Genomic DNA, 23,169 nt, shown 5'->3' on the forward strand with positions numbered 1-23,169 from the left:
TGTTTGCTGCGTCACGGCCCGTTGTCAGCCGATCTTGCGGTTCATCCTCGCCTTGCGCCGGAAGGACAGTTCGTCCTCGGGGCGCTCGGTGACGCTGGACGCGCGCTCGGCCGGGAAGTTGGCGATGGCCCCGGTGAGCTCCTTCATGGCCCCGCTGACGGCGATACCGAACACGCCCTGTCCGCCCTGCAGTAAATCGACCACTTCCTCGGCCGAGGTGCACTCGTAGACCGAGGTGCCGTCGGAGAACAGCGTGATGCCGGCCAGATCCTGCACGCCGCGGCTGCGCAGGTGGTCGACGGCGATCCGGATGTTCTGTAGCGAGATGCCCGCGTCCAGCAGCCGCTTCACGATCTTGAGGACCAGGATGTCCTTGAACGAGTACAGCCGCTGCGAGCCCGACCCCGCGGCGCCCCGGATGGACGGTACGACCAGCCCGGTGCGCGCCCAGTAGTCGAGTTGCCGGTAGGTGATTCCGGCCACCTGGCAGGCACTGGGGACGCGGTAACCGTACTGGTCGTCAGGGACCGAGTCGTCCGGGAACAGGCCAGGCTGTACGACATCATCCTGCGTTTGCTCTGCCACTGACCACTCCCTTACTTCGACGCCGCGCCTTCATCCGACGACTCGGCGGCCCGCCCAACAATCGAGGTTACTCCCCTGATTCTCCCGGCAGCACGACCGTCCGACCAAGCGCGACGCGCGGTTAAAGTCTCGACCAGTGGTTCAGACTCCCGGCCCTACCGGGAGCATGCTCTAACTGTCCGTGGCTTTGAAGTCGTCCGGAGAGACCGATTCGAGGAACTCCTTGAACTTCTCGACCTCGTCCTCTTTCTCGTCCGGCATGACCAGACCGGCCTCTTCCAGCACCGGTTCCTCGGCGTAGATGGGGCAACCCACACGCAAGGCGATGGCAACCGAATCCGAGGGCCGGGCCGAGATGCGCAGACCGCTCTCGAACACCAGATCCGCGTAGAAGGTGCCCTCCTGCAGATCGACGATCCGTACCTCCTTGAGGGTATGCCCCAGTTTGGAGATCAGCGTCTTGATCAGATCGTGCGTCAGGGGCCGGATCGGGGTCACCCCCTCCTGCTCCAGCACGATCGCCGTCGCCTCGGCCTGCCCGATCCAGATCGGCAGATAACGATCACCGGACACTTCGCGGAGCAGCAGCACGGGCTGATTCTGTGGCTGCTCGACACGAATGCCGATGACCCGCATTTCACTCATCGAACACGCCTCCCATACTCGCCGGCCGCCCGGCATGACCACTGCGGGGCTCGCCGTATCACCGAGTCTAAGCGAACTCGGAGCACCTCTGCGATCGGTGTGCACAGCCGAAATCGGCGTGTTGCCATGGTGGAATGCGGGACTCGGTAATCAGGCGTACGCCCTCAGTTGCCGAGCGAGTTGCGCACCGAGGCCTTGACCAGGCAGGTATGCAAGGTCAGCGACAGTGCGGCCAGTTCCCGCACGGTTTCCTCGGCCCGCGCCCGGGCACCGGCATCCCGGCTCTTGGCGATCGGCGCCGCGATCTGCGCGACCAGCGCCGCCTCGCGGTCCGCGGCCAATTTGAACGCCCGCAGATGCCGTGCCTCCAACCCGAATTCGGACATCGCGCGCGCCGTGCGCGCCAGCGTCACCGCGTCGGCGTCGAAGTATCCCGCGGCGCCGGGCACGATCAGGTTGGCGCGGATCAGATCGTTGAGGAAAGCCTCGTCGATCTCGGCCTGGGCCATCAAATCGGCTCGGGTGAGCCGGATTTCATGGTCGAAGCGCAACTCCTCCGGCGAGACCTCACCGGGCACGACACCGAGCTTGCGCGGAGGCGTGAGCCGGACCTCGGCGTCCGCCGGGACGGCCGACGCCCGGGCGCGGGCTTCCCGCACACCGAGCGTCGCCGCACCCTTGTCGATCGCTTCGAGTTGTTCCTTGATCACCTTCAAGGGCAGGTACTGGTCGCGTTGGGCCGTCAGCACGAATCTGAGCCGTTCGGTGTCCGCGACCGAGAACCTGCGGTAGCCCGACGGCGTGCGTTCGGGCCGGATCAGCCCCTCTGCCTCGAGGAACCGGATCTTGGAGATGGTGATGTCCGGAAAGTCCGGTCGCAGCAGGTCGAGCACGGAGCCGATCGACATCCCGCCGCGAGCCCACTGCGCCGCTCCCGTCACAGCGCCGATCCCGTAGCGATCGTCGGCGCTGCCGTTCTCATAAGCTGCCCGCACCCGCCTGGGAATCGGTCGACTGCGCGCGCGGCCCGGTGAGGAACACGAGCCGGAACTTGCCGATCTGCACTTCGTCGCCGTTCTGCAGCTCCGAGGAGTCCACCGGTTCGCGGTTGACGTAGGTGCCGTTCAGGCTGCCCACATCCACCACCTGGAACGTGTCGTCGTCCTGCCGGAACTCGGCGTGCCGACGGCTGACGGTGACGTCGTCGAGAAAGATGTCACTGTCGGGGTGGCGGCCGGCCGAAGTGGTCGGCTGGTCCAGCAGGAACCGCGAGCCTGCGTTCGGGCCGCGCTTGACGACCAAGAGGGCAGCACCAACCGGCAGACCCTCAACCCCTTGCACCGGCTGCTCGCCGGTCGCCTCTGCGGAGCGCGACGCGTCGGCCTCGTTCAGGAAATCGGCGCGGAAGACCGACGTCGTCTCGGCCGCGGTCTCCTGGTAATGCGGGCCTTGGTTCTCGCTCACCGTTTCTCTCCTCCTCGAACCTGATTATCCATGCACACAGGTGATGCCATCTCCGACCCGGACACGGGGCTCGAGTCGGTAGTACACCGGAGTCGGGACCCCGGCGGAACTATTGGCATTGACCGTACCCTGCCAGGGCGTACCCGTGCAGGGAGAACTGGGAAGGGACCTTCAGGCCCCGATAACTCCTTGATAACCTGCGGAATCCAGCAATTCGGCAAGTGTCTTGTCGAGTGCGTCGGCGTCTTCGACCTCCAGCTCGAACATCCAGCCGTCCCCGTAGGGGTCGGTGTTCAGCGTTTCCGGTTCCTCGACCAGGACCTGGTTCACCGCAACGATTTTCGCGGCCAAGGGAGCGTAGATGTCGGACACGCTCTTGGTCGACTCGACCTCCGCGATGCCGTCACCGGCGGCGGCGTCGGTATCCACCTCGGGCAGCTGCACGAACACCACGTCGCCGAGCTGGGATTGGGCGTAATCGGTGATGCCGACCCGGACCCGGGTGGGGCCCACGCGGCGCACCCACTCGTGCTCCTCGGTGTAGCGCAGATCGTCGGGCAGATCGGTCACAGGCCGTCCTCTCCTTTTGCTTGGTTGCACGTAACTCTAATGGGGGATGACTGGCCCGCGTAGTCGGCGGGGTGGGTAAAGCCCGCGCTATCGGGTCGGGTGCGCCCGCGCCGGTATCGCGCGGGCGACGGCGAGGGCCTTGGCGGTGTAGAGAATGCCGGTCCAGACATACACCGCCGCACCCCAGACCAGGAACGCCCACCCGAAAGCATGTCCGAAACCGGCCAGGGGCCAATCCATTTCGCCCGCGAGCACCCACGGGAGCGCGGACATGAGGGCGAAGGTGGCGGCCTTGCCCAGGTAGATCACCTCCGGCGGATCCAGCTCGCGGCGCTTGTAGGCGGTCAGGGTGAGCGCCAGGATCAGTTCCCGGGCGATCAGGACCCCGACCAGCCACCACGGGATCAGGCCGCGGATCGGGAAGGCCAGCAGCGTCGCGACCAGGTACAACCGGTCCACCAGCGGATCGAGCAGGGCGCCCAGCCGCGAGGACTGGTCGAGCAGGCGGGCGAGCTTGCCGTCCAGGAAGTCGGTGACGCCGCTGGCCACCAGCAGCGCGAACGCCCAGCCATCGGCGTGCCGCACCAGCAGCAACCACAGCAGCAGCGGCACGCCGGCCAGCCGGATCACGCTCAGCACGTTCGGGACGGTGACGATGCGATCGGCGAGGATCGCACGGACACCGGTGGGCTCGGTTGTCACGCTCCGAGCATTCCGCACCGCACCCCCGCGACGCCATCCAGGCACGCCAGTCGTGGCCGAACATCTCTATCGGTGAGAGGACGGGCGTGCAACCATCTCAGAACGATTGGCTGAGCGAGAGGACGTCATGCCCGACTTCGACTACGACGTGGTAGTGATCGGTTCCGGTTTCGGCGGCAGCGTGAGCGCGCTGCGGCTGACCGAGAAGGGGTATCGGGTCGGGGTGCTGGAGGCGGGCCGCCGCTGGACCGCGGGCGATCTGCCGCGCACGAACTGGAATGTGCGCAAGTCGATCTGGGCGCCGCGCCTGGGCATGACCGGTACCCAGCGCATCAGCATTCTCGGCAACTGCGCGGTGTTCTCCGGCGCGGGCGTCGGCGGCGGCTCGCTGATCTACGGCAACACCCTCTACGAGCCGCTGCCCAACTTCTACTCCGACCGCCAGTGGGCCCACATCACCGACTGGAAGTCCGAGCTCGCGCCGTACTACGACCAGGCCAAACGCATGCTCGGGGTGGCGCCGAATCCGCGCCTGTCCCCCGCCGACGAGGTGATCCGGGAGATCGCCGAGGACATGGGCGTCGGCGAGACCTTCCACGCCACCAACGTCGGCGTCTTCTTCAACGAGGCCGATCCGGGCACCGAGGTGGACGACCCGTACTTCGGCGGCGTCGGCCCGCGCCGGCGCGGCTGCGTGCACTGCGCGCAATGTTTCACCGGCTGCCCGCACAACGCCAAGAACACCACCCCCACCAACTATCTCTACCTGGCCGAGCAGGCCGGCGCCCAGGTGCACGCGCTGACCGCCGCGACCGCGGTGCGGCCGCTGCCCGGCGGCGGCTACGCCGTGGACACCGCCCGCCCCGACCGCTGGATCCGTAAGCAGCCCAGGACCTTCACCGCCGCCCAGGTGGTCTTCGCCGGCGCCGCGCTGGGCACCCAGAAGCTGCTGCACAAGATGCGCGACGAGCGCGTGCTGACCGGGCTCTCGCCCCGGCTGGGCGAACTCACCCGCAGTAATTCCGAGGCGATCCTCAATGTGGTGAGCCGCACTCGGCAGGACTTCGCCGAGGGCATCGCGATCACCTCCTCGATCCATCCCGAGGCCGACACCCACATCGAGGTCTGCCACTACGGCAAGGGCCAGAACGCGCTGTTCCCGATGTCGGTGCCGATCGTGGACGGCGGCGCGTTCCGGTTCCTGCGGTTCCTGCTGGCGATCCTGATCCATCCGCTGGTGTTCCTGCGCTCGCTCAATGCCCGGCACGCCTCGGAGAAGTCGGTGATCCTGCTGGTCATGCAGTCGCTGGACAACTCGCTCACCTCCTTCCGCAAGCGCGGACAGCTCAAGACCAAGGCCGGTACGGGCGAGCCGAACCCGACCTGGATCCCGCTGGCGCACGAGGTCGGGCGCCGCTTCGCCGGCAAGGTCGACGGCGACACCCACGGCCTGGTCATGGATGTGTTCAACATCCCCGCGACCGCGCACTACATCGGCGGCTGCGTGATCGGCGAGAATCCGGACACCGGGGTGGTGGACCCGTACCAGCGGGTGTTCGGCCATCCGGGCCTGCACGTGGCCGACGGCTCGGCGGTGACCGCCAACCTCGGGGTGAACCCGTCGCTGACCATCACCGCCCAGGCCGAGCGCGCGATGGCGTTCTGGCCCAACCACGGCGAGGCCGACCCGCGTCCGGAGCTCGGCGGGGCGTATCAGCGGATCAGCCCGGTCGCGCCGAAGCGGCCGACCGTGCCCGCGGCCGCGCCCGGCGCGCTGCGCCTGCCGATCAGCCCGGCCTGAATCGCGGTCGTTCCGGTTCGCCGGCGTGACCGGAACGACACCGCCACCGTGCCCCGCGCGCGCTAGCGTGATCCGTTGTGTCAGACAGTGTCCACCAACTCCACCCGCTCCCCGGTGATGTCGATCTACGCACCTACGTCTCGGAGCCGGAGGTGCGCGCCCGCGGGCGCGCCCTGCGGGACGCCACTCCCGTGACCGCGCGTGATCGCGAGGCCACCGGTGCGGACCGGCCCGACGTGCTCGCTTTCCTGCGGGCCGCGCACGCGAACCGCCTGCCGGACCTGGTGCCGCTGCGCGTGGGCCGGATGATCTCGAGCCCGTTCACCTTCTACCGCGGCGCGGCCGGTCTGATGGCGGCCGACCTGCACCGCGGCCCGGTCTCCGGCCTGACGGCGCAGATCTGCGGCGACGCGCACGCCGCGAACTTCGGCCTGTTCGGCACGCCGCAAGGCGAAATCATGATGGACATCAACGATTTCGACGAGAGCGTGCCCGGGCCGTGGGAGTGGGACCTGGAGCGGCTGGCGGCGAGCCTGGTGCTGGCCGGGCGCGAGTCCGGCGTCGACGCCGAGGGCTGCCGGCGCGCCGCGCTCGAGGCCGCCCGCGCCTACCGGCTCGAGGCCGACCAGCTGGCGAGCCTGCACTTCCTGGAGGCCTGGACGGCGCTGCCCGACGAATCGGTGATCGGCAAGGCCAAGGCCGACGATCTGCTCGACAACTTCAAGAAGGCCGCGAAGAAGGCTCGCAAGAACACCAGCGCCAAGGTCGCGGCCAAGTGGACCCACATCGACGACCACGAAACCGGTATCCGTAAGCACCGATTCATCGACGATCCGCCCGTGCTGACCCGGATCGGCGACGGCGTCGCCGAGGCGGTGATCGACGGACTGGAACGCTACGCCGGCACCCTGCGCGACTCGCGCGCGCACCTGCTGGCCCGATTCGCGGTGTCCGACATCGCTTTCCGGATCGTCGGCACCGGCAGCGTCGGCCTGCACAGCTATGTGGCGCTGCTGCACGGCAACGACGGCGAGGTGCTGGTGTTGCAGCTCAAGCAGTCCATTCCCTCGGCGCTGGCGCCGTTCCTGCCGGTGCCGGCGGCGCGGCACGAGGGCGAGCGGATCGTGCGCGCCGCGGGACTGGTGCAGGCGCAGAGCGACATCCTGATGGGCTGGACCTCGGTGGAATTGCCGAATCCGCACGACGGTTCGCCCGAGTCGCTGCCATTCATCGTGCGCCAGTTCCGCAACTTCAAGGGCAGCATCGACCCGGCCACGCTGTCCGGGGACGATCTGGACGACTACGGCCGGCTCGCGGGCGCGCTGCTGGCCCGCGCGCACGCCCGCTCGCTGGATCCGCGCCTGACCGCCGGCTACCTGGACGGCGACGAGCGCTTCGAGGAGGCGGTCGCCGCGTTCGCGGTGCGCTACGCCGATCGGACCGAGCGTGATCACGCCGAGCTGGTGGCGGCGGTGCGGTCGGGGCAGGTGGCCGCCGAGGTGCCGCAGGATTGAACACGCCGGGCCCGGCGCGGCCCCCGGCGGGCCGCGCGGCTCGTATTGTGAGCGTTGGGGTGTCGCGCGCTCCGTGAATAGAGACTGAAGGGCGGTCACCATGCTGGTACGGGTCCAGAATCCGGCGGGCACGAATGCCGAACGGGCGCTGATCGACTGGCTGCGCACCTGGAAGGAGCCCGACAACCCCAAGGGCGTGGCGACGATCAATTGCAGCCTCTTCCACTCCGATCGCCTGCACCAGTTCGACGCGGTGGTGTGGACCCCGACCAGTTGCGTGGTGATCGAGGCCGAGGCGCTGGTCGCCCGCCAGGACGGCGTGCTGGAGATTCCGCTCAACGGCCCGTGGACCATCAACGAGGAACCCGCCGTCTTCGAGGGCCGGGATCGGCGCACCCTGCTGGAGAAGTCGCGCGAGCACACCTTCGCGCTGCAGAACTGGCTGGCCGCGCGCGGGCTCGGGCAGCGCGCCGTGCACGGCGTGGCCCTGGTGGTCCCGTTGCGCGGGGCGCAGCTGAGCGTCGAACAGGCTTGGAGCGACCCGAGTTTCGATGTCGTCCTGGGCAACGATCCGACCGGTCTGGAAGAGTACTTCGAGGCGCTCACCGAGTCCGAGAAGCATCTGTGGACCGCCAACGACGTCGCGGTCGCCTTCCGGGCCATGGGCATCCTGCCCTATCTGCCCGCGCCGCAGGATCTGCTCGCCGAGGGCTTCCTGGGCCCGATCGACATCACGCTCTGGCACGGCGGGCCGCAGCAGGCGCAGGCCGAGGCCTACGCCGAGGAGATGGCAGAGGCCGAACGCGAGGCCGCGCGCGAACGCCGGGTCGTGGTCGCGCCCTGGTACAGCCCCTGGAAGCTGTATCCGGCGGAGTCCGGACAGGTGAACATCGGCCGCGGTTTCATGCGCGTCGCGCTGATGCTGGGCATGCTCGTCGCGGTCGCCTGGGTGCTGTGGTTCATCCTCGCCGCGCTGCTCACCTACGGCCCCTAAAGCCCCCTTGGCTGTGTAGCCCACTGGAATTCGTTGTCGCCGTGGCTCTCCCGCACGTACGGTGGATGCGGGAGAGGAGCGTTATATGTCTGGGAAGACGCCGTGGTGGGCCGTGGTGGCCGGGGTGTTCATGTTCTTGCTGCTCGCGGGAAGCCTGATCCAGGCGGTGCGCGATGTGTTCACCTACGCGGTGCTGATCCTGCTGGTCGTCGCCGCGGCCCGGCTGGTGTACGTCATCCGGCACGAGCGCGCGGTGGCCGAGCGGCGCGAAGCGCGCGAGCGGCTGGCCCGGCGCGGGCCGCGCCGGCAGGGCGCGATGCTGCTGGGCAGCACCGGCACCGGCCGTTATCGCGCCGACGAGCGCGCCGCCTTCTCGGCGGCGCGGGAAGCCCGCCGCCGGGAGTGGCGCACCCAGTACTGAATCAGGAGGGCTTGCGGGCCGGGAATTCGGCGGCCAGCTCCACGAACATCGCGGTGTTCATCGCGAACGCGCGCTGGGCCTCGTCCAGGGCGCGGCGGCGGTCCAGGTCGTCCAGCGGGAGTTCGTCCAGCAGCGAACGGTATTCGCGCTTGAACGCCGCCGGATTGCTGATGCCGTCGAAGACGTAGAAGCGCACGCCGTCACCGCGGCGCGGCAGATCCCACAGCTTTTCCGCGGTGCCGCGGATGACCTGCCCGCCGGACAGATCACCGAGATAGCGGGTGTAGTGGTGGGCGACGTATCCGGCGGGCCACTCGCGCGCGCACTCGTCGATCCGGGCCGCGTAGGCGGCCGTGGCGGGCAGCGCCTCGACCTCGTCGCGCCAGTGCGGGCCGATCAGCGCCGAGAGATCGCGTTCCAGCTCGGCGGTGCGGGCCAGCTCCGGGCGGATGAACGGGCCGGCGATCGGATCGTCGGCCAGGGTGTCCCAGCGGGCCTCCAGCGCGCGGTAGACGAACCACAGCTGGCCGGTGTAGCGGTGGTAGGAATCGATCGGCAGCCCGCCGCCGAGCATGTCGCTGATGAACGAGGCGTTCTCGGCCTGCTCGTGCTGGACCGCGGTCGCGCTCCGGATCTGGGCCGAAAACGGCTCTGTCTCGGAAACTTCCTGCTGCACCACGAACCACCTCACCGATCACCTACCGCCGCGGCAACCGACTTTGGTTACCCTAACTCACTCGACCATACCGACTCGGCGCCGTCACCGGAATCCAACTTTCGGTGGAATCGCTTCGATCATTGGGCGGACGGCCCGCGCCGCGCCCGGCGCGGGCGGCGCGCGACGCGCACCACGATCGGACGGCGCAGCGCCCCGAAGCGGCTCAGGATCTGCGGGCGCAACTGGGTGCGGTCGAACCACTCGCCCAGCGTCACCCCGGCGGCCAGCGCGCAGCCGACGCCGAACGCGCCGATCAGTTGATTCAGCCCGAGGATCAGCTGATCGTTGAGCAACCCGTACAGGCCGCGATAGACGCTCAAGCCGGGCAGCAGCGGGGTGATGCCCGCGAGCGCGACGACCAGGGGTGGCGTCAGCGCCCGGCGCGCCATCAGACCACCGGCCAGGCCGACCACCGTCGCGGCGACACCGGAGGACACCACCGCGCCGAACCCGATGTACTGCACCGCCAGGTAGACGATGATGCCCGCCGCGCCGCCGAGCGCGGCCGCCGCCAGCGCGCGCCGCTCCGCGTAGCAGGCCAGCGAGAACGCCAGCGCCGCAACGGCACCCGCCAGGATCTTGACCGGCAGGTCGGTGATGTCGCGTCCGGCCGTGAGATCGATCGAGGGCACCGTCGCGCCCAGCGCCTCGCCCAGGCGCAGGGCGAGCGCGATGCCCGCGATGATGCCGCCGGTCATCATCACCACCTCGAGCATGCGCGCGGTGGCGGTGATCGGTGCGCCGGTGATCGCGTCCTGCACCGCGCCGAACAGTTGCAGACCCGACAGCAGCACGGTGATTCCGGCCGCGATGATCAGGGTGGGATTGGTGGAGATGCCGAGCGGTTCGGCGATGGTCGCCAGCAGGATCGCCGGCGCCGCGGCGATCGCGCCGCCGACCATGTGCTGGAAGAAGAACGGCAGGCCGAATCGGTTGAGTACTCGGTTGGTCCGGTCGATCGCGGCCGTCGCCAGGAAGCTGACCGCGGCCACCAGCAGGTTGCCGCCGAGCAGCGCGGCGATCGAGGCGGCCAGCAGCGACCAGCCCAGGGTGGCCGTCCAGCGGTGGTAGGGATGATCGGCCCTGGTGATGTCGTCCAGGGCGGCGCGGGCGTCCTCGGGCGGCACCACCTGGGTGCGGATGCGCCGGGTGAGCCGGTCGACCGCGGCCAGGCGGGTGAAATCCAGCGAACGCTGCCGCACCACGCGCATGCTGCTGGCCGGGGGCAGCATCGGCCCGCGATCGGCCCAGATGCGGATGGCGTCGTAGGTGACATCGACGTCGCAGCGCGCCAGGCCGTAGGTGGCGGCGATGAACCGCACCTGATTGGTCGTGTCCATCACGCCGGTGCCCGAGGCCAGCACCACCTCGCCCACGCGGACGGCCAGATCGAGCACCTCGGCCACCCGGGCGTCGTCGGTGAGATCGATCGGCTGCAGCGGCGTCGGCGCGGCCACGATCGTGTCGACCGTCGCCTGTCTGTCGCCGACGAGCACGCCGACCGCCTGGCTCACCACCGGAATGTGAGCGCGGCGCGGCCGCAATCGGTTACGCCAGCCTCTCCGGTCGGCCGGCACCTGTAGTTCCTCTCCTCCCGAGGCCATTTCCAAACCCATGAGCATCGAAGGTAGTCGAAGGCGTGCACCCGAACCGACAACCGTGGTAGAACTTGTTTCAGTTTTGGAGATGGGAGCGCCTACGTGCGGTACGGAATCGTGTTGTTCACCAGTGATCGAGGGATCACCCCCGCGGACGCGGCGGCGACCGCGGAACGTGCAGGTTTCGATTCGTTCTACGTTCCCGAACACACGCACATTCCGGTCGTGCGGGCCGCCGCGCACCCCACCACCGGCGACGCCACCCTGCCCGACGACCGCTACCTGCGCACCCTGGATCCCTGGGTCGCGCTGGCCACCGCCGCCGCGGTGACCGAGCGGATCACGCTGTCCACCGCGGTCGCGCTGCCCGCCGAGCACCACCCGATCACGCTCGCGAAAACCCTTGCCTCGCTGGACTTCCTGTCCGGCGGCCGGGTCAACCTGGGCGTCGGGTTCGGCTGGAACACCGACGAGCTGGCCCACCACGGCGTGCCCGCCGGCAAGCGCCGCACCGTGCTGCGCGAACACCTGGACGCGATGCGCGCCATCTGGACCACCGAGGAAGCCAGCTTCGCCGGCGACTTCGTGAACTTCGGGCCGAGCTGGTCGTGGCCCAAGCCGCTGCAGAAGACGATCCCGGTGCACCTGGGCGCGGCCGGCGGCGAGAAGTCGTTCACCTGGCTGGCCAAGAACGCCGACGGCTGGATCACCACCCCGACCGAGGGCGAGCTGAGCGGCAAGATCGAACTGCTGCACCGCATCTGGAACGAGCAGGGCCGCACCGGCTCCCCCGAGATCATCGCCCTTGCCGGTCCGCACAATGCCGAGCAGCTCGCGCAGTGGGCAGACCTCGGCGTCACCGAGGTGGTCTTCGGCATGCCCGACCGCGACGCCGACGTGGTGCGCGGCTATCTCGGCAAGCTCGCGGGCAAGCTCGGCCTGGGTTCCTGACGAACTCCCGACACCGCCCGGACCTCGCGGGGCCCGGGCGGTGTCGCGCGTTCAGCGCAGATCGCGCCTGCGGAAGGCGATCAGGCCGGTGGCCAGCAGCGCCGCCGCGATGCCGAGCAGCCACAGGATCGGCTGCGCGGCGAAGTCGCCGCCCGGCAACTTCGGCGAGTGCGTGAACGGGACCAAGTCCACCAGCCAGCCGGGCAGGCTGTCGTCCAGCGCGCCGAGGAAGTAGAGGACCAGCATGGCGCTGAGCACGCCCCAGACCACCGGGGTGAACCGCGGCGCGAGACCGTAGATCGCCACGGCAATGCCGGTGACCACCCAGACCGCGGGCACGTTGACCAGCGCCGCGCCGAGTGTGTCGCCGAGCTTGCCCGCGACGTCACCGGCCATGATGCCGTAGACCACGCCCATGCTCGTCGCCGCGATCAGCATCAGCCCCGCGGCGCCCAGCAGCGCGAAACCGAGGTGGCTCACCGCGTAGCGCACCCGTCCGACCGATCCGGCGAGCAGGGTCTCGGCTCGCTGACTGGACTCCTCGTCGTGCAGGCGCAGCGTCGCGGAGATCGTGTAGGCCGCGGCCGCCAGCGCGAGCATGGTCGTGCCGAGCGTGACGAACGCGTCCTGCAGAATGTCGCTGCCGCCGGCCTTGGTGACGATGTCGGCGATATTGGTGCCCTCGTCCATCATGTCGCCGATGCCGTTGACCACGCCGCCCATCAGCAGGCCGTAGAGCAGGAAGCCGACCGCCCAGGCCAGCAGCGAACCGCGCTGCAAACGCCAGGCCAGCCCCAGCGCACCCGCGAGCGCGGGCGCCACGGCCGCCGGGCCCGGCCGTTCGGCGACCAAGCCGGAGCCCAGATCGCGGCGGCGCAGCAGCGCGTAGCCGAGAGCCACGCTCACCACACCGAACGCCAGCACCGGAAGCAGTGCCCACCAGCGGATCTCGGCGATCGGACGAACCTGGATACACCAGCCCAGCGGCGAGAGCCAGGACAGCACACCGTTTCCGGCGTCACCGATGGCGCGCACGGCGAAGGCTCCGGCGAGCGTGCCCAGTGCGATGCCGCGCGCGATGCGGGCGCTACTGCCCAATTGCACGGCCAGCGCGGCGAACCCGGCCCAGGCCAGGCCGGAACCGGCCAGCGTGGCGGCGAAGGCCACCGAGCCCGCGGTGCTGACATCACCGGAGCGCAGCGTGAGCGCGCAGAGCACGCCGGTGACCACGCACCCAGCGGACGTCATCAGCAGGGCCGCGGTCAGGCCCGCGTAGCGGCCGACGCTGGTCGCGCCGAGGAATTCGGCCCGGCCGGTGTCCTCCTCCACCCGGGTGTGCCGGATGACGGTGAGGATGGTGGCGATGGCGATCATCGCGAAGAACGGCCCCGCCTTCCACAGCGCGACCGTGTCCATCCCGTGGCCGAAGAGCGGGCCGTACATGGCCTGCAGCGCCGGACTGCTGTCGATGCTGTCGGCGTACCTCTGCACCTCCCCCGGCTTGCCCTCGTAGGCCGCCTCGGTGCTGGTCAGATAGAACAGCGGCAGCAGACCGAACAGCACCGACCACAGCGGCAGCACGACGCGGTCCCGGCGCAGATACAGGCGCAGCAGTTTGCCGGTGCCCGCCAGATCGGAGGAGCCACCGGAAAAGGCCGGGGCGGCAGGGCGTTCGGCGACGGCGGTGCTCATGCGCGCACCTTCTCTCCGGAGGTGCGGCCGGCCGGCGCTTCGCCGTCGACGTGGTAGTGCCGCAGGAACAGCTCCTCCAGCGTCGGCGGCGCGCTGGTCAGGCTGCGCACGCCGGTGTCGCCGAGCACCCGGATCAGCTCGCCCAGGTGTTCCCCGTCGACCTGGCAGCGCAGTGTCGAACCGTCGCGCTCGATGTCCTCGACGCCCGGGATACGACCGAGATCGCCCGGGTCGCCTAGCAATTCGGCGGTGATCGAGGTGCGCGACAGATGCCGCATGTCGGCCAGCGACCCGCTCTCCACGGTCCGGCCCGCGCGGATGATGGTCACCCGATCGCAGAGCACCTCGACCTCGGAGAGGATGTGGCTGGACAGCAGCACGGTGCTGCCGCGCTGCTGCGCCTCCCGGGTGCATTCCCGGAAGACCTGCTCCATCAACGGATCCAGGCCCGAGGTCGGCTCGTCGAGCAGCAGCAGCGGGACGTCGGAGGCGAACGCGGAGACCAGCGCGACCTTCTGCCGGTTGCCCTTGGAGTAGGTGCGCGCCTTCTTCTTCGGATCCAGGTCGAAGCGTTCGATCAGCTCCGCGCGGCGCTCGGTGTTGATCCCGCCGCGCATGCGGGCCATCAGATCGATGGTCTCGCCGCCCGAGAGCGACGGCCAGAGCGTGACATCGCCCGGGACGTAGGCGATGTCACGATGCAGCGCGACGGCGTCGGCCCAGGGGTCGCGGCCGAAGAGCCGGGCCTGCCCGGAGGTGGCGCGCAGGATGCCGAGCAGCGCCCGGAGGGTGGTGGACTTTCCGGCCCCGTTGGGGCCGAGGAAACCGTGGATTTCCCCTTCGGCGACCGAGAGATTCAGGCCGTCGAGGGCGGTGACGTGACCGAAGGTCTTGACCAGATCGTGGACTTCGATGACCTCGGACATCGGTCCTCCTATTTTTCAGGTTTTGGTGGGAGCACCGTCTCCAGCAGACTGGGATCGGTGAGCAGGCCCTGGGTGTAGAACTCGAGGGCGGGTGGGGTGAGCTCTTCGGTGAGCTCACGAATGGCTTTGCGGTAGTCGCGCTTCTCGCCGCGCTGCTCGCGCATCTGCATCCAGAGCACGGTGGCGCCGACGTTGAGCAGCATCAGGTAGCGGGCACGGGCGGCCGGGTCGCGGCTGGGCTTGATCGTGCCCGTCTCCACGCCGGCCTGGATGTAGGCGTCGGCGTCGGACACCATGTGCTCGAACAGCGACGCGGCCAGCGGGCCGCCGGCTTGCAGACTGCGCACCATGTAGGCGACCAGCGGGCCGTATTCCTCGACCTCGGCCAGGGCGGCGAGCATGCCCTTGCCGACGTTCTCGGCGGTGATGGTCTGGACCTTCTTGTCGCGGATCAGTTCCAGCACCCGGTCGTCGCAGACGGCGCGCAGGCCCTCCTTGGAACCGAAGTGGTGATTCACCAAACCGGGCGAGACACCGGCGGCGGCGGCGATGGCGCGGACACCGACGGCGAAGCCCTGATCACCGAAGACCTCGATCGCCGCGTCGCGGATGCGGGCGGCCGTCGACAAGTCCGAGGCGGTCATGCGAGCGGCGGATCTTTGCGGAACGGGCTGTTGGCTAAACACATGTTCAATATACTAAACACGTGTTCAATGTGTGACAAGGGTTTCATCGTGAATATCTGTCCGAAGCGGGGCTAATGTCGGAGTCATGACAGACGGCGGCGAAAAGACGGCAGATCACCTACGCGCGGCCCTCGACGGGCCCTGGGCGGCGGTCCGGGAAGAAGCCCGGCTCCAGCTCGCCGACGAACGGTTCACCGGCGATCCCTACCTCGATTACAAAGCCGCCCGCGCCCGCGTCCTGGACCAGATGAAGGTGATCTCGGGCCTGGGCCTGGCCGAGCGCGGCTTCCGCCGGGAGAACGGCGGCACCAGCGAACCCGGCGCGGCCGTCACCGGCCTGGAGATGCTTGCCTACGCCGACCTGTCGCTGTGGGTGAAGGCGGGCGTGCAGTGGGGCCTGTTCGGCGGCGCGGTGGAGAACCTCGGCACCGAGCGCCACCGCGACCACATCACCCGCCTGCTCTCGCTGGACCTGCTGGGCTGCTTCGCCATGACCGAGTCCGGGCACGGCAGCGACGTGGCGAACCTGGAGACCACCGCCACCTACGATCCGGCCACCCAGGAATTCGTGATCCACACCCCGACCCCGTCGGCGCGCAAGGACTACATCGGCGGTGCGGCCGAACACGCCCGCATGGCAGCGGTTTTCGCGCAGCTGATCACCGGCGGCGAGAACCGCGGCGTGCACTGCCTGCTGGTGCCGATCCGCGACGAACAGGGCGCCGACCTGCCGGGCGTCACCACCATCGACGACGGCCTCAAGGGCGGGCTGCTCGGAGTGGACAACGGCCGCATCGTCTTCGATCAGGTGCGGATTCCGCGCGAGAACCTGCTCAACCGTTACGCCGACGTGGCCCCCGACGGCACCTACAGCTCCGAGATCGAGAACCCGAGCCGCCGCTTCTTCACCACGCTGGGCACGCTCGTGCGCGGGCGCGTCAGCGTCGGCGGAGCCGCCGCGGCGGGCGCGCGCGTCGCGCTGAGCATCGCGGTGCGCTACGCCCTCGAGCGCCGCCAGTTCTCCGACCCCGACACCGGCAAGGAAACGCTGCTGCTGGATTACCGCAGCCACCAGCGCCGACTGCTGCCGCTGGTCGCGAAGTCCTGGGCGCTGGCGTTCGCGCAGAACGATCTGGTGCGCCGCATGCATCTGGTGCAGACGGGTCAGGATTTGGATCCCAGCGCCCAGCGCGCGCTGGAGAAGCGGGCCGCCGGCCTCAAGGTCGCGCAGACCAGGCACGCCACCACCGCCATCCAGGAGTGCCGCGAAGCCTGCGGCGGCGCGGGCTATCTCACCGAGAACCGCCTGGTCACGCTGAAGGCCGACACCGATGTGTTCACCACGTTCGAGGGCGACAACGTGGTGCTCACCCAGCTGGTGGCCAAGGAACTGCTCACCTCCTACTCCGACGAGGTCCGCGATCTGGACGCGCTGGGCTGGGTGCGCTTCGCCGCCACCATGGCCGGTGACGTGGTGCGCAAGCGCTCCGGCGTGCGCCAGATGATCCAGACACTGAGCGACCGCAGCGCGGAAACCGTGGACGAGGCCGATCTGTCCCGCCGCTCGGTGCAGCTCAAGCTGTTCGCCGACCGCGAGGATTACCTGGTGCGCACTGCCGCGCACCGGCTGCGGGCACGGGCCAAGGACACCGACCCGTTCGAGGCGTTCAACAATGCCCAGGACCACATCCTCACCGCCGGCACCGCGCACATCGACCGGCTGGTGCTGGAGGCGTTCATCGAGGGCATCGCCGACATCGAGGATCCGGCGGCCCGCGCGCTCGCCGAAGACGTCTGCGACCTGTACGTCTACTCCCTGCTGGAGGAGCATTCGGCCTGGTTCATCATCCACCGCTTCATGTCCGTGGAGCGGGCCAAGGCGGTGCGCCGCGGCGTGAACGAACTGGTCGACCGGCTGCGCCCGCACGCACTGACCATGATCGAGGCGCTCGGCGTGCCCGAGGTCATGCTGCGGTCGGCGATGCTGAGTGACGCGAGCGTCTACGAACGCGACTGAGCCGGAACCGATTTCGTGACCGCACCGCCTCCGGGCGGTGCGGTCACGCGCTTTCCGGGGGCGGGGTGCGCACCTCGATCTCGCCGCCGAGCTCGTAGCCGTTGCCCAGGCGCAACTCGTCGCCGCTCCAGAATCGGCCCGGGTCATACCAATTGGGGCTGCGGTTCGCGGGCAGCAGATCCATCGCCTGGTAGGTCGCGGCGACGATCTCGGCGCAGTAGGCGCTTTCGAGCTGCCGGGCTTCGGCCTGGCGGGCGCGGCGGCGCGGGATGCGCGCCCGGCCCACCAGCCAGCGCCCGGCCAGGCCCGCGGTCGAGGGAAACGGCGTGCCGTCCAGCCGGGCGATGGTGCGCAGCAGGCCGTCCTCCATCTCCTGCGTTGCGGGACGGTTCAATTGGCGCAGCCAGGCCCGCTGCCCGTAGCGATGCGCCCACACCAGCACGGCGTCGCGCAGGTTGTGCAGCTGGACGCCGCGGTGCTTGCCGCCGGTCCACATGTCCGGCAGCGACTGGCCCAGTTCGGCGTGCCAGATCAGCGCCGGCATGTCGTCCAGCACGACCGACATGCCGACGTGGTTCACCGGGCTGTTCGTCGTCATCCGGATCGCCCGGTCGGCCGTCGAATGCCCACGGAACAGCCAGATGTCGCCGGTTCTCGTCAGCTCGAGCGCGTGGTCCAGGCTGATGCTCGTCCCCGTCATGCCCGTAGCCTAGGCGGTATGAGGTGGTGGAAGGCAGTGGGTTTGGCGGGTGCGGCCGGCGTCGTCGCGACCGGGGTGGTGGTTGTGCGGGCCGAGCGCCGCCGCCGCGCCTACACCCCGGACCAGGTTCGTGAGCAGCTGCACGTGCGATACGCGCAGGCCACGGCCGCGCAGGCCGAGGCCGCCGAGGCCGCGCCGGTCGCCGAGGCGAAGGATCTGCGGGCGCGCCTGCGGCGCTTGTTCCGGCGTGGCTAGTTTCCGGGCCGAGCTGGATTAACCCTCGCCGAGGGGGTACCCCTTGATCATGACCGGCCTCAGCGATACGGCTCTGTCCTATCTCCCGGAACCGCGCGGTGACCTGTCCGACGCGGTGGTGGCCGCCCTGCGCGGGGAGCCGGGCACGGCCGCCCTGCCGGGCGGCGTGGCCGCGGATCCCTTCGGCGAGGATCTCCAGCTCGCGCTGCACACCTGCTACGAGTTGCACTACCGCGGCTTCGAGGCCGTGCACCCGGGCTGGGAGTGGGATCCCGAGCTGCTGCGCCTGCGGGCGGAGCTGGAGCGGCCGTTTCTGGCCGCGCTGCGCGAGGCGGTTCCCGGGGGCGACGACATCGATGCCGAACTCGATCAGCTCCTGGTCGAACCGCTCGAGCCGACGGGGCTGAGCCAGTATCTGCTGACCGACGGCGAGTGGTGGCAGCTGCGCGAATACTTCGCACACCGGTCGATCTTCCACCACAAGGAGGCCGACCCGCAGGCCTGGGTGATCCCGCGCCTGCACGGTCAGGCCAAGGCCGCGGTGGTGGCCGTCGAGTTCGATGAGTTCGGCGGCGGCCGGGGCGAGCGGGTGCACGCCCGGCTGTTCGGCGATCTCCTGGCCGGGGCGGGGCTGGATCGCGGCTATCTGCGCTACCTGGACGTGGTGCCCGCGCCGATGCTGGCCGAGGTGAACATGATGTCGCTGTTCGGCCTGCACCGGGCGTTGCGCGGCGCGCTGGTCGGGCAGTTCGCGCAGGTGGAGATCACCTCACCGCCGGGCTCCCGGCGCATGGTGCAGGCGCTGGAGCGGCTGGGCGCGGATCCGGCCTGCGTCCGGTTCTACAGCGAGCACGTCGAGGCCGACGCCGTGCACGAGCAGGTGCTGCGCCGCGATGTCGTCGGCGCGCTGCTGGCCGCGGAACCGGAGCTGACCGAGTCGGTGGTCTTCGGCATCCAGGCGGCCAACCTGCTCGGCGATCGCTTCGGCGAGCACGTGCTGGAACGGAGCTGGCGGCAGGGCCGCAGTTCGCTGCGGCGGGAACTGCCCGCCGCCTGAGCTACTCCACGGCGCGGACACGCTTGCGGTGACTGGTGTCGCAGAACGGAAAAGTCTTGCTGCGCTTGCACATGCACACGGCCACCAGGAAGCGGTCGGACGTGTGCACGGCGCCGTCCTCGGTGACCAGTTCGACCGGACCCTCGATCAGCGCGGGTCCGCCCGCCACGAGGGTGACGCGCCGCCGGTCTCGTTCGGCGACAGCGGATTCCGGCCCTGAGGCGGTTTCAGCGTTCGATGTGGTCCGCACGGATCACCACCAGTTCCTCGTCGCGGCAGCCCGCCGGAATGAAACCGGCCGCCTCCAACCATGATGCGCGCCTGCGCAAGACCGGGCCGAAGCGAATCGTCTCGCGGTCGACGATCGCCGCCTTCAGGCCGTTCTCGCGCAGCAGGCGCAGCGTGTGCTCGGAGCCGCACAGCTCGGACTGCACGATCAGCGCGACACCGCCGGGCGCCAGCAGATCGGGCAGCGCCGCACAGAGCTGATCCAGGATCGCCCGCCCGTCACAGCCCGCGTCCCAGGCCCGAGCCGCACCGCGGGTCGGCACCGGGCCGGCGCTGGGCACATAGGGCGGATTGGCGAGCACGACGTCGAAGGTCCGGCCTTGCAGCACCTGGGCGAAGTCGCCGTGGATCAGCTCGATCGGCAGGCCGTGCAGCCAGCTGTTGGCGCGGGCGCTCAGGAGCGCACGCCGTGAGACGTCGACGGCGGCGACCTGCGCCGCGCCCGCGCGCGCGGCGGTCAGGGCGAGCGCACCGGTGCCGGTGCACGGGTCCAGGACTCGCGCGTCGCCGGGCCAGGTGACATCGGCGGCCGCCCGGGCCAGCAGCCAGGTGTCGGTTTGCGGGCGGTATACGCCCGGCGCACGTAGGAGTCGCATCGGACGCGGGATACCGCGGACCGCAAGATCGAAACATTCCGGGCAGGGACCATCGGCGCGGCGAACTGGGCGAACGACCGCGCTCCGACACCGGTCAGGGCGGGCGATTGGTCCGGACCGGTGGTTGCCCAGGACGTGCTGAATTGTTCGACACCGTCCGGGGATCTGCGGGCCTGGATTCCCAACCTCGAGTGACGCACCGCATACCTGTTACTCACGCGCAGCCACCTCCGTGTTCCCGCGCGCCTCGGCGACGTTGTGTCGGATCTCGGCAGTGCCGCCGAGCAGCCGGCCGCGCTGGCGGGCCGCGGCCGTGGCTTGTGGATTCCGGCGAAGCCCGCCGCCACCATGACCGCCGCAGTGCCGACGCCGGTCCACAACCCGCTTCACGTGGTCACGGCGCTGCGCGGTCAGGATTGCGGCAGCGCGTAGGCCAGGACGTCCTCGGGCCGACGCCGCGGCGTCTCCGGCAGCGGGGCCGCGTGCGTGGTCAGACCCGCGCGGACCATCACCTGCGGGTAGGAGCCGTCGCACATCTCGAACCGGATCTCCTCGCGCAGTTCGGGCAGGCCGAGTGGTTCGGTCTGGATGCACGTCGCGAGGCCGAGGTCGGTGGCGGCGAGCAGCAGTGCGCTCAGGGTCTCGCCCGCGCGCAGTTGCGCCGAGCGATCGTCGGCGATGGTCGAGATCATGAGCCAGGTCGCGGCGTCCGGGGCGGCGGTGGGATCGAGCAGGACCGGGTCCATGAACGCGCGGCCGGGCAGGGCGTCGTCGGCGTGCACGGCGGCGGTGTTACGAGCAGGTACGCCCTCGCGCGCCCCGCGGCGACCGCTCCACTCGGCGAGTTCGATCTGGTAGAGCACATCCTCCTCGTGCTGCCGCGCGGCCCGGCGGATCAGCGCGCTGAGCGCGGGATGGTCCGTGCGCGACACCGTCGACACGGTCGCGCCGAAACGCGTGCCGAATTGCGCGGCGGCCCGGAGATAGAAATCGGGGACCTCGCCCCAGCGGAATCGGCGGCGGTCGCTGCGCCGATTCAGCATGGCGGCGGCCATGTCGATATCGGCCGCGGTGGGTTCGCGGGGAGCCAGCCGCAGGCGTGCGAGATGCTCGGGCACCTCGGGATCGGGCAGCCGCTCCACCGCGCTGCTCCAGCCCAGGGCGTACAGCGCCACCTGCATGTGGTGCAGTACCGTGCCGCAGCTGAGGACCATGGCCCGTTGCTGCGGATCCGTGGCCGACAGATGCCGGGCCGTATCGGCGTAGAGATGCAGTTCGTCGTTCATCCACTGCCAGCGCCACGGCTGCGAATTGTGTACCGAGGGCGCTCGCTGCGCCAGCCCGATCGCCGCCCTGATCATGTCGAACCCGGGGTTAGCGCCCTCCATCACCGGCCGTCCTTCCGCATCGGGGATACGGACCCATCGTGCCGGGCCGGGCACCCTCCCGGCATCGGCCGATGGTCCTGATCCGCCCGGGACTTTCGGCCTACTCCTCAGCGCCCCGCCGGGACCTCGGCCGGGGGGCTCGGCGTGATGAGCGGGGGTTCGGGCGCGGTGGTGTGGGCGACGGTTCCGGAGCGGAGGTACTCCAGGACGGTGTCGTCGACGGTGGGATTGCGGCGGCCGAACTGGGCGTGGTCGCCGCCGTCGACCCAGAGGACGGTGCCACCCGTCGCGGCGGCCAGGGCGACCGCGCCGCTCGCCTGGGTGGCGGGGTCGTGGTGGCTCTGCACCAGCAGCGGGCGCACGGCCAGCGCGCTGCCGTCGACCCGGATCCGCGCCGTGGTGCCCGGCCAGCCGAGGCAGGCGGCGCCGGTGCGCAGCAGCGATTCCTGCTGGACGTAGGGGTCGGTGCCGCCGAGGGTGGCGAGACTGTGCAGCAGGGCGAGGCCGTCGACGCGGCCGTCCTCGTTGCATTCGACGGCGTCGCGGGTCCACCCCGAGGTGGCGTGCGCGGCGAGGGCGGGCTTGGCCAGGAAGTCCAGGAAGCGGGTCCGGCTCGGGTCGTCGCGATACTCGCGCATGCCCTGGGCGAGGTAGGGCCAGGAGTTGCGGGAGTAGGCGGCGAAGGTGGTCGCGGCCAGGGTCGGCGCGTCCATGCCGCCGCCCTGCGCGGCGACCTGCCGGTTCCACTGGTCGCGGACGGCCGCGGCCGTGTCGCCCAGGCCGTAGCTGCCGTCCTGTGTGGCAGCCCATTCCGTGAATTCCGCCAGCCGGCGCGACACTCCCGCCGGGATCTGCGCGAACTGTTCGGCCCAGCGCCGATCCGGGTCGACATTGGAGTCGAGCACCAGTTTGTCGGTGTGCTGGGGGAACAGGGTCGCGTACACGGCGCCGAGGTAGGTACCCCAGGACACGCCCAGGAAGCTGACGCGCTCCACCCCCAGCGCCAGGCGCACCTGGTCCAGGTCGCGGGCCATGTTCTCGGTGGTGATGGTGCGCGCGTAGCCGGGGTGGTGGCTGTCGCAGGTCAGCTGGAAGGTCAGCGGGAGGCCGTCGAGCGGCGAGGAACAGTCCAGCGGCTGCGACCAGCGCAGGCCGCGCGGCTGCACCGCGACCTGATCGAACTGCGCGGCGCGCAACTGCGGCACCCGCTGGTTCAGCTGTGTCCAGAAGCCGAGCGCGTCACCGCCGGGTCCGCCGGGGTTGCCGAAGAGCACGCCGCGCGCCGGGCCGGCGGCCGCGATCCGGCTGATCGTCAGCGGAATCCGCGCGCCCCCGGGGTCCGAATAGTGCAGCGGCACCGACACTTCGGCGCATTCCGCGGCGGTGGCGCGGGCCTCCTCCGGGCACGGACCCCAGCGCAACCCGGCCTCGGGTTCGGCCGACGCCGGCGCACCGGTCACTCCGGCCGACGCGAGGACTGCGATCACGGCCCAGACTCGAAAACGCATCCCATTCCCCTCAACGGTCTGCACGCGGTGAGTGCCGCGCCATCAGCGCCCCGCAGTATGGCATCCGAGGGTGGCGAGTTCGCGCGCCCACGC

At 70.0% G+C, this 23,169-nt stretch carries 24 protein-coding genes; 8 read left to right on the plus strand and 16 right to left on the minus strand.

The features are described 5' to 3' along the window. Positions 1-24: 24 nt before the first annotated feature. The 6 genes from AB0I43_RS28910 to AB0I43_RS28935 form a co-directional block, all read right to left on the minus strand. On the minus strand, positions 25-585 hold the full coding sequence (locus AB0I43_RS28910; RefSeq protein WP_356981067.1) for a MerR family transcriptional regulator: 561 nt from the start codon (positions 583-585) through the stop codon (positions 25-27). A 171-nt stretch (positions 586-756) separates the two neighbouring features. Further along, positions 757-1,230 (minus strand): bifunctional nuclease family protein, encoded by a 474-nt coding sequence (locus tag AB0I43_RS28915; protein ID WP_356981069.1) that lies wholly within the window; start codon positions 1,228-1,230, stop codon positions 757-759. A gap of 164 nt (positions 1,231-1,394) precedes the next feature. Then, on the minus strand, positions 1,395-2,138 hold the full coding sequence (locus AB0I43_RS28920; RefSeq protein ID WP_356981159.1) for a MerR family transcriptional regulator: 744 nt from the start codon (positions 2,136-2,138) through the stop codon (positions 1,395-1,397). A gap of 70 nt (positions 2,139-2,208) precedes the next feature. Further along, a complete protein-coding gene (gene garA, locus AB0I43_RS28925; protein WP_356981071.1) occupies positions 2,209-2,694 on the minus strand; it encodes a glycogen accumulation regulator GarA in 486 nt (161 codons plus the stop codon). Between the two features lie 171 nt (positions 2,695-2,865). Further along, complete coding sequence (gcvH, locus tag AB0I43_RS28930; protein WP_356981073.1) at positions 2,866-3,264, minus strand: glycine cleavage system protein GcvH; 399 nt, start codon at positions 3,262-3,264, stop codon at positions 2,866-2,868. 87 nt (positions 3,265-3,351) lie between these two features. Next, positions 3,352-3,966 carry a CDP-alcohol phosphatidyltransferase family protein gene (locus AB0I43_RS28935; protein WP_357432938.1) on the minus strand — a complete coding sequence of 205 codons (615 nt, stop codon included), beginning with the start codon at positions 3,964-3,966 and terminating at the stop codon, positions 3,352-3,354. Between the two features lie 127 nt (positions 3,967-4,093). Between AB0I43_RS28935 and AB0I43_RS28940 the strand changes: the two genes are divergently transcribed. From AB0I43_RS28940 to AB0I43_RS28955, 4 genes are all read left to right on the plus strand, one after another. After that, positions 4,094-5,767, plus strand: coding sequence for a GMC family oxidoreductase (locus tag AB0I43_RS28940; RefSeq protein ID WP_357433037.1), 1,674 nt, complete (start codon positions 4,094-4,096; stop codon positions 5,765-5,767). Between the two features lie 77 nt (positions 5,768-5,844). Further along, on the plus strand, positions 5,845-7,281 hold the full coding sequence (locus AB0I43_RS28945) for a DUF2252 domain-containing protein (protein ID WP_357432939.1): 1,437 nt from the start codon (positions 5,845-5,847) through the stop codon (positions 7,279-7,281). Positions 7,282-7,381: 100 nt separating this feature from the next. After that, positions 7,382-8,275 (plus strand): nuclease-related domain-containing protein, encoded by an 894-nt coding sequence (locus AB0I43_RS28950; RefSeq protein WP_357432940.1) that lies wholly within the window; start codon positions 7,382-7,384, stop codon positions 8,273-8,275. An 85-nt stretch (positions 8,276-8,360) separates the two neighbouring features. Beyond that, positions 8,361-8,696, plus strand: coding sequence for a hypothetical protein (locus AB0I43_RS28955; protein WP_356981080.1), 336 nt, complete (start codon positions 8,361-8,363; stop codon positions 8,694-8,696). A 1-nt stretch (position 8,697) separates the two neighbouring features. On the opposite strand, the gene AB0I43_RS28960 is transcribed toward AB0I43_RS28955, so the two are convergent. Together AB0I43_RS28960 and AB0I43_RS28965 are read right to left on the minus strand one after the other, a co-directional pair. Beyond that, positions 8,698-9,372: a biliverdin-producing heme oxygenase gene (locus AB0I43_RS28960; RefSeq protein WP_357432941.1), complete on the minus strand. Its 675-nt coding sequence runs from the start codon at positions 9,370-9,372 to the stop codon at positions 8,698-8,700. 119 nt (positions 9,373-9,491) lie between these two features. Next, positions 9,492-10,937, minus strand: coding sequence for a threonine/serine exporter family protein (locus tag AB0I43_RS28965; RefSeq protein ID WP_357433038.1), 1,446 nt, complete (start codon positions 10,935-10,937; stop codon positions 9,492-9,494). A 177-nt stretch (positions 10,938-11,114) separates the two neighbouring features. On the opposite strand from AB0I43_RS28965, the gene AB0I43_RS28970 reads away from it, so the two are divergent. Next, the gene (locus AB0I43_RS28970) at positions 11,115-11,963 is read left to right on the plus strand and encodes a TIGR03619 family F420-dependent LLM class oxidoreductase (protein WP_357432942.1); all 849 of its coding nucleotides are present in this window, start codon (positions 11,115-11,117) and stop codon (positions 11,961-11,963) included. Positions 11,964-12,014: 51 nt separating this feature from the next. On the opposite strand, the gene AB0I43_RS28975 is transcribed toward AB0I43_RS28970, so the two are convergent. Genes AB0I43_RS28975 through AB0I43_RS28985 form a run of 3 tightly spaced genes read right to left on the minus strand, consistent with a single transcriptional unit; the run spans position 12,015 to position 15,225 of the window. After that, positions 12,015-13,655, minus strand: coding sequence for an ABC transporter permease (locus tag AB0I43_RS28975; protein ID WP_357432943.1), 1,641 nt, complete (start codon positions 13,653-13,655; stop codon positions 12,015-12,017). Further along, positions 13,652-14,581: an ABC transporter ATP-binding protein gene (locus AB0I43_RS28980; protein ID WP_357432944.1), complete on the minus strand. Its 930-nt coding sequence runs from the start codon at positions 14,579-14,581 to the stop codon at positions 13,652-13,654. The genes AB0I43_RS28975 and AB0I43_RS28980 overlap by 4 nt, the downstream gene beginning before the upstream one ends. A gap of 8 nt (positions 14,582-14,589) precedes the next feature. Beyond that, the gene (locus AB0I43_RS28985; RefSeq protein ID WP_357432945.1) at positions 14,590-15,225 is read right to left on the minus strand and encodes a TetR family transcriptional regulator; all 636 of its coding nucleotides are present in this window, start codon (positions 15,223-15,225) and stop codon (positions 14,590-14,592) included. A 127-nt stretch (positions 15,226-15,352) separates the two neighbouring features. Between AB0I43_RS28985 and AB0I43_RS28990 the strand changes: the two genes are divergently transcribed. Beyond that, a complete protein-coding gene (locus AB0I43_RS28990) occupies positions 15,353-17,284 on the plus strand; it encodes an acyl-CoA dehydrogenase (protein ID WP_357432946.1) in 1,932 nt (643 codons plus the stop codon). 43 nt (positions 17,285-17,327) lie between these two features. On the opposite strand, the gene AB0I43_RS28995 is transcribed toward AB0I43_RS28990, so the two are convergent. Next, a complete protein-coding gene (locus AB0I43_RS28995; RefSeq protein WP_356981092.1) occupies positions 17,328-17,984 on the minus strand; it encodes a hypothetical protein in 657 nt (218 codons plus the stop codon). Between the two features lie 18 nt (positions 17,985-18,002). Here AB0I43_RS28995 and AB0I43_RS29000 point away from each other — a divergent pair, with 18 nt between their 5' ends. Continuing rightward, positions 18,003-18,239 carry a hypothetical protein gene (locus AB0I43_RS29000; RefSeq protein ID WP_357432947.1) on the plus strand — a complete coding sequence of 79 codons (237 nt, stop codon included), beginning with the start codon at positions 18,003-18,005 and terminating at the stop codon, positions 18,237-18,239. A gap of 49 nt (positions 18,240-18,288) precedes the next feature. Next, positions 18,289-19,296, plus strand: a complete 1,008-nt coding sequence (locus AB0I43_RS29005; RefSeq protein ID WP_357432948.1) for an iron-containing redox enzyme family protein — start codon at positions 18,289-18,291, stop codon at positions 19,294-19,296. Position 19,297: 1 nt separating this feature from the next. Here AB0I43_RS29005 and AB0I43_RS29010 read toward each other — a convergent pair whose 3' ends face one another. The 4 genes from AB0I43_RS29010 to AB0I43_RS29025 form a co-directional block, all read right to left on the minus strand. Continuing rightward, positions 19,298-19,546, minus strand: a complete 249-nt coding sequence (locus AB0I43_RS29010) for a CDGSH iron-sulfur domain-containing protein (protein ID WP_356981097.1) — start codon at positions 19,544-19,546, stop codon at positions 19,298-19,300. Then, positions 19,524-20,180: a HemK2/MTQ2 family protein methyltransferase gene (locus tag AB0I43_RS29015; protein WP_356981099.1), complete on the minus strand. Its 657-nt coding sequence runs from the start codon at positions 20,178-20,180 to the stop codon at positions 19,524-19,526. The genes AB0I43_RS29010 and AB0I43_RS29015 overlap by 23 nt, the downstream gene beginning before the upstream one ends. Positions 20,181-20,590: 410 nt before the next feature. After that, positions 20,591-21,568 carry a hypothetical protein gene (locus AB0I43_RS29020; protein WP_357433039.1) on the minus strand — a complete coding sequence of 326 codons (978 nt, stop codon included), beginning with the start codon at positions 21,566-21,568 and terminating at the stop codon, positions 20,591-20,593. A 107-nt stretch (positions 21,569-21,675) separates the two neighbouring features. Next, on the minus strand, positions 21,676-23,055 hold the full coding sequence (locus AB0I43_RS29025) for an alpha/beta fold hydrolase (RefSeq protein ID WP_357432949.1): 1,380 nt from the start codon (positions 23,053-23,055) through the stop codon (positions 21,676-21,678). Between the last annotated feature and the right edge of the window lie 114 nt (positions 23,056-23,169).

Source organism: Nocardia sp. NPDC050435, assembly GCF_040655395.1.
In the GTDB taxonomy this organism is placed as follows: Bacteria; Actinomycetota; Actinomycetes; order Mycobacteriales; family Mycobacteriaceae; genus Nocardia.

Excerpts from the sequence above, each read along its gene's own strand:
- AB0I43_RS28990 (WP_357432946.1), top strand. The coding sequence starts at position 15,353 with ATGACAGACGGCGGCGAAAAGACGGCAGATCACCTACGCGCGGCCCTC.
- AB0I43_RS29005 (WP_357432948.1), top strand. The coding sequence starts at position 18,289 with ATGACCGGCCTCAGCGATACGGCTCTGTCCTATCTCCCGGAACCGCGC.
- AB0I43_RS28975 (WP_357432943.1), bottom strand. The coding sequence starts at position 13,655 with ATGAGCACCGCCGTCGCCGAACGCCCTGCCGCCCCGGCCTTTTCCGGT.
- AB0I43_RS28995 (WP_356981092.1), bottom strand. The coding sequence starts at position 17,984 with ATGACGGGGACGAGCATCAGCCTGGACCACGCGCTCGAGCTGACGAGA.
- AB0I43_RS28915 (WP_356981069.1), bottom strand. The coding sequence starts at position 1,230 with ATGAGTGAAATGCGGGTCATCGGCATTCGTGTCGAGCAGCCACAGAAT.
- AB0I43_RS28980 (WP_357432944.1), bottom strand. The coding sequence starts at position 14,581 with ATGTCCGAGGTCATCGAAGTCCACGATCTGGTCAAGACCTTCGGTCAC.
- AB0I43_RS28950 (WP_357432940.1), top strand. The coding sequence starts at position 7,382 with ATGCTGGTACGGGTCCAGAATCCGGCGGGCACGAATGCCGAACGGGCG.
- AB0I43_RS29020 (WP_357433039.1), bottom strand. The coding sequence starts at position 21,568 with ATGGAGGGCGCTAACCCCGGGTTCGACATGATCAGGGCGGCGATCGGG.
- AB0I43_RS28955 (WP_356981080.1), top strand. The coding sequence starts at position 8,361 with ATGTCTGGGAAGACGCCGTGGTGGGCCGTGGTGGCCGGGGTGTTCATG.
- AB0I43_RS28920 (WP_356981159.1), bottom strand. The coding sequence starts at position 2,138 with ATGTCGATCGGCTCCGTGCTCGACCTGCTGCGACCGGACTTTCCGGAC.
- AB0I43_RS28940 (WP_357433037.1), top strand. The coding sequence starts at position 4,094 with ATGCCCGACTTCGACTACGACGTGGTAGTGATCGGTTCCGGTTTCGGC.
- AB0I43_RS29000 (WP_357432947.1), top strand. The coding sequence starts at position 18,003 with ATGAGGTGGTGGAAGGCAGTGGGTTTGGCGGGTGCGGCCGGCGTCGTC.
- AB0I43_RS28985 (WP_357432945.1), bottom strand. The coding sequence starts at position 15,225 with ATGACCGCCTCGGACTTGTCGACGGCCGCCCGCATCCGCGACGCGGCG.
- AB0I43_RS29015 (WP_356981099.1), bottom strand. The coding sequence starts at position 20,180 with ATGCGACTCCTACGTGCGCCGGGCGTATACCGCCCGCAAACCGACACC.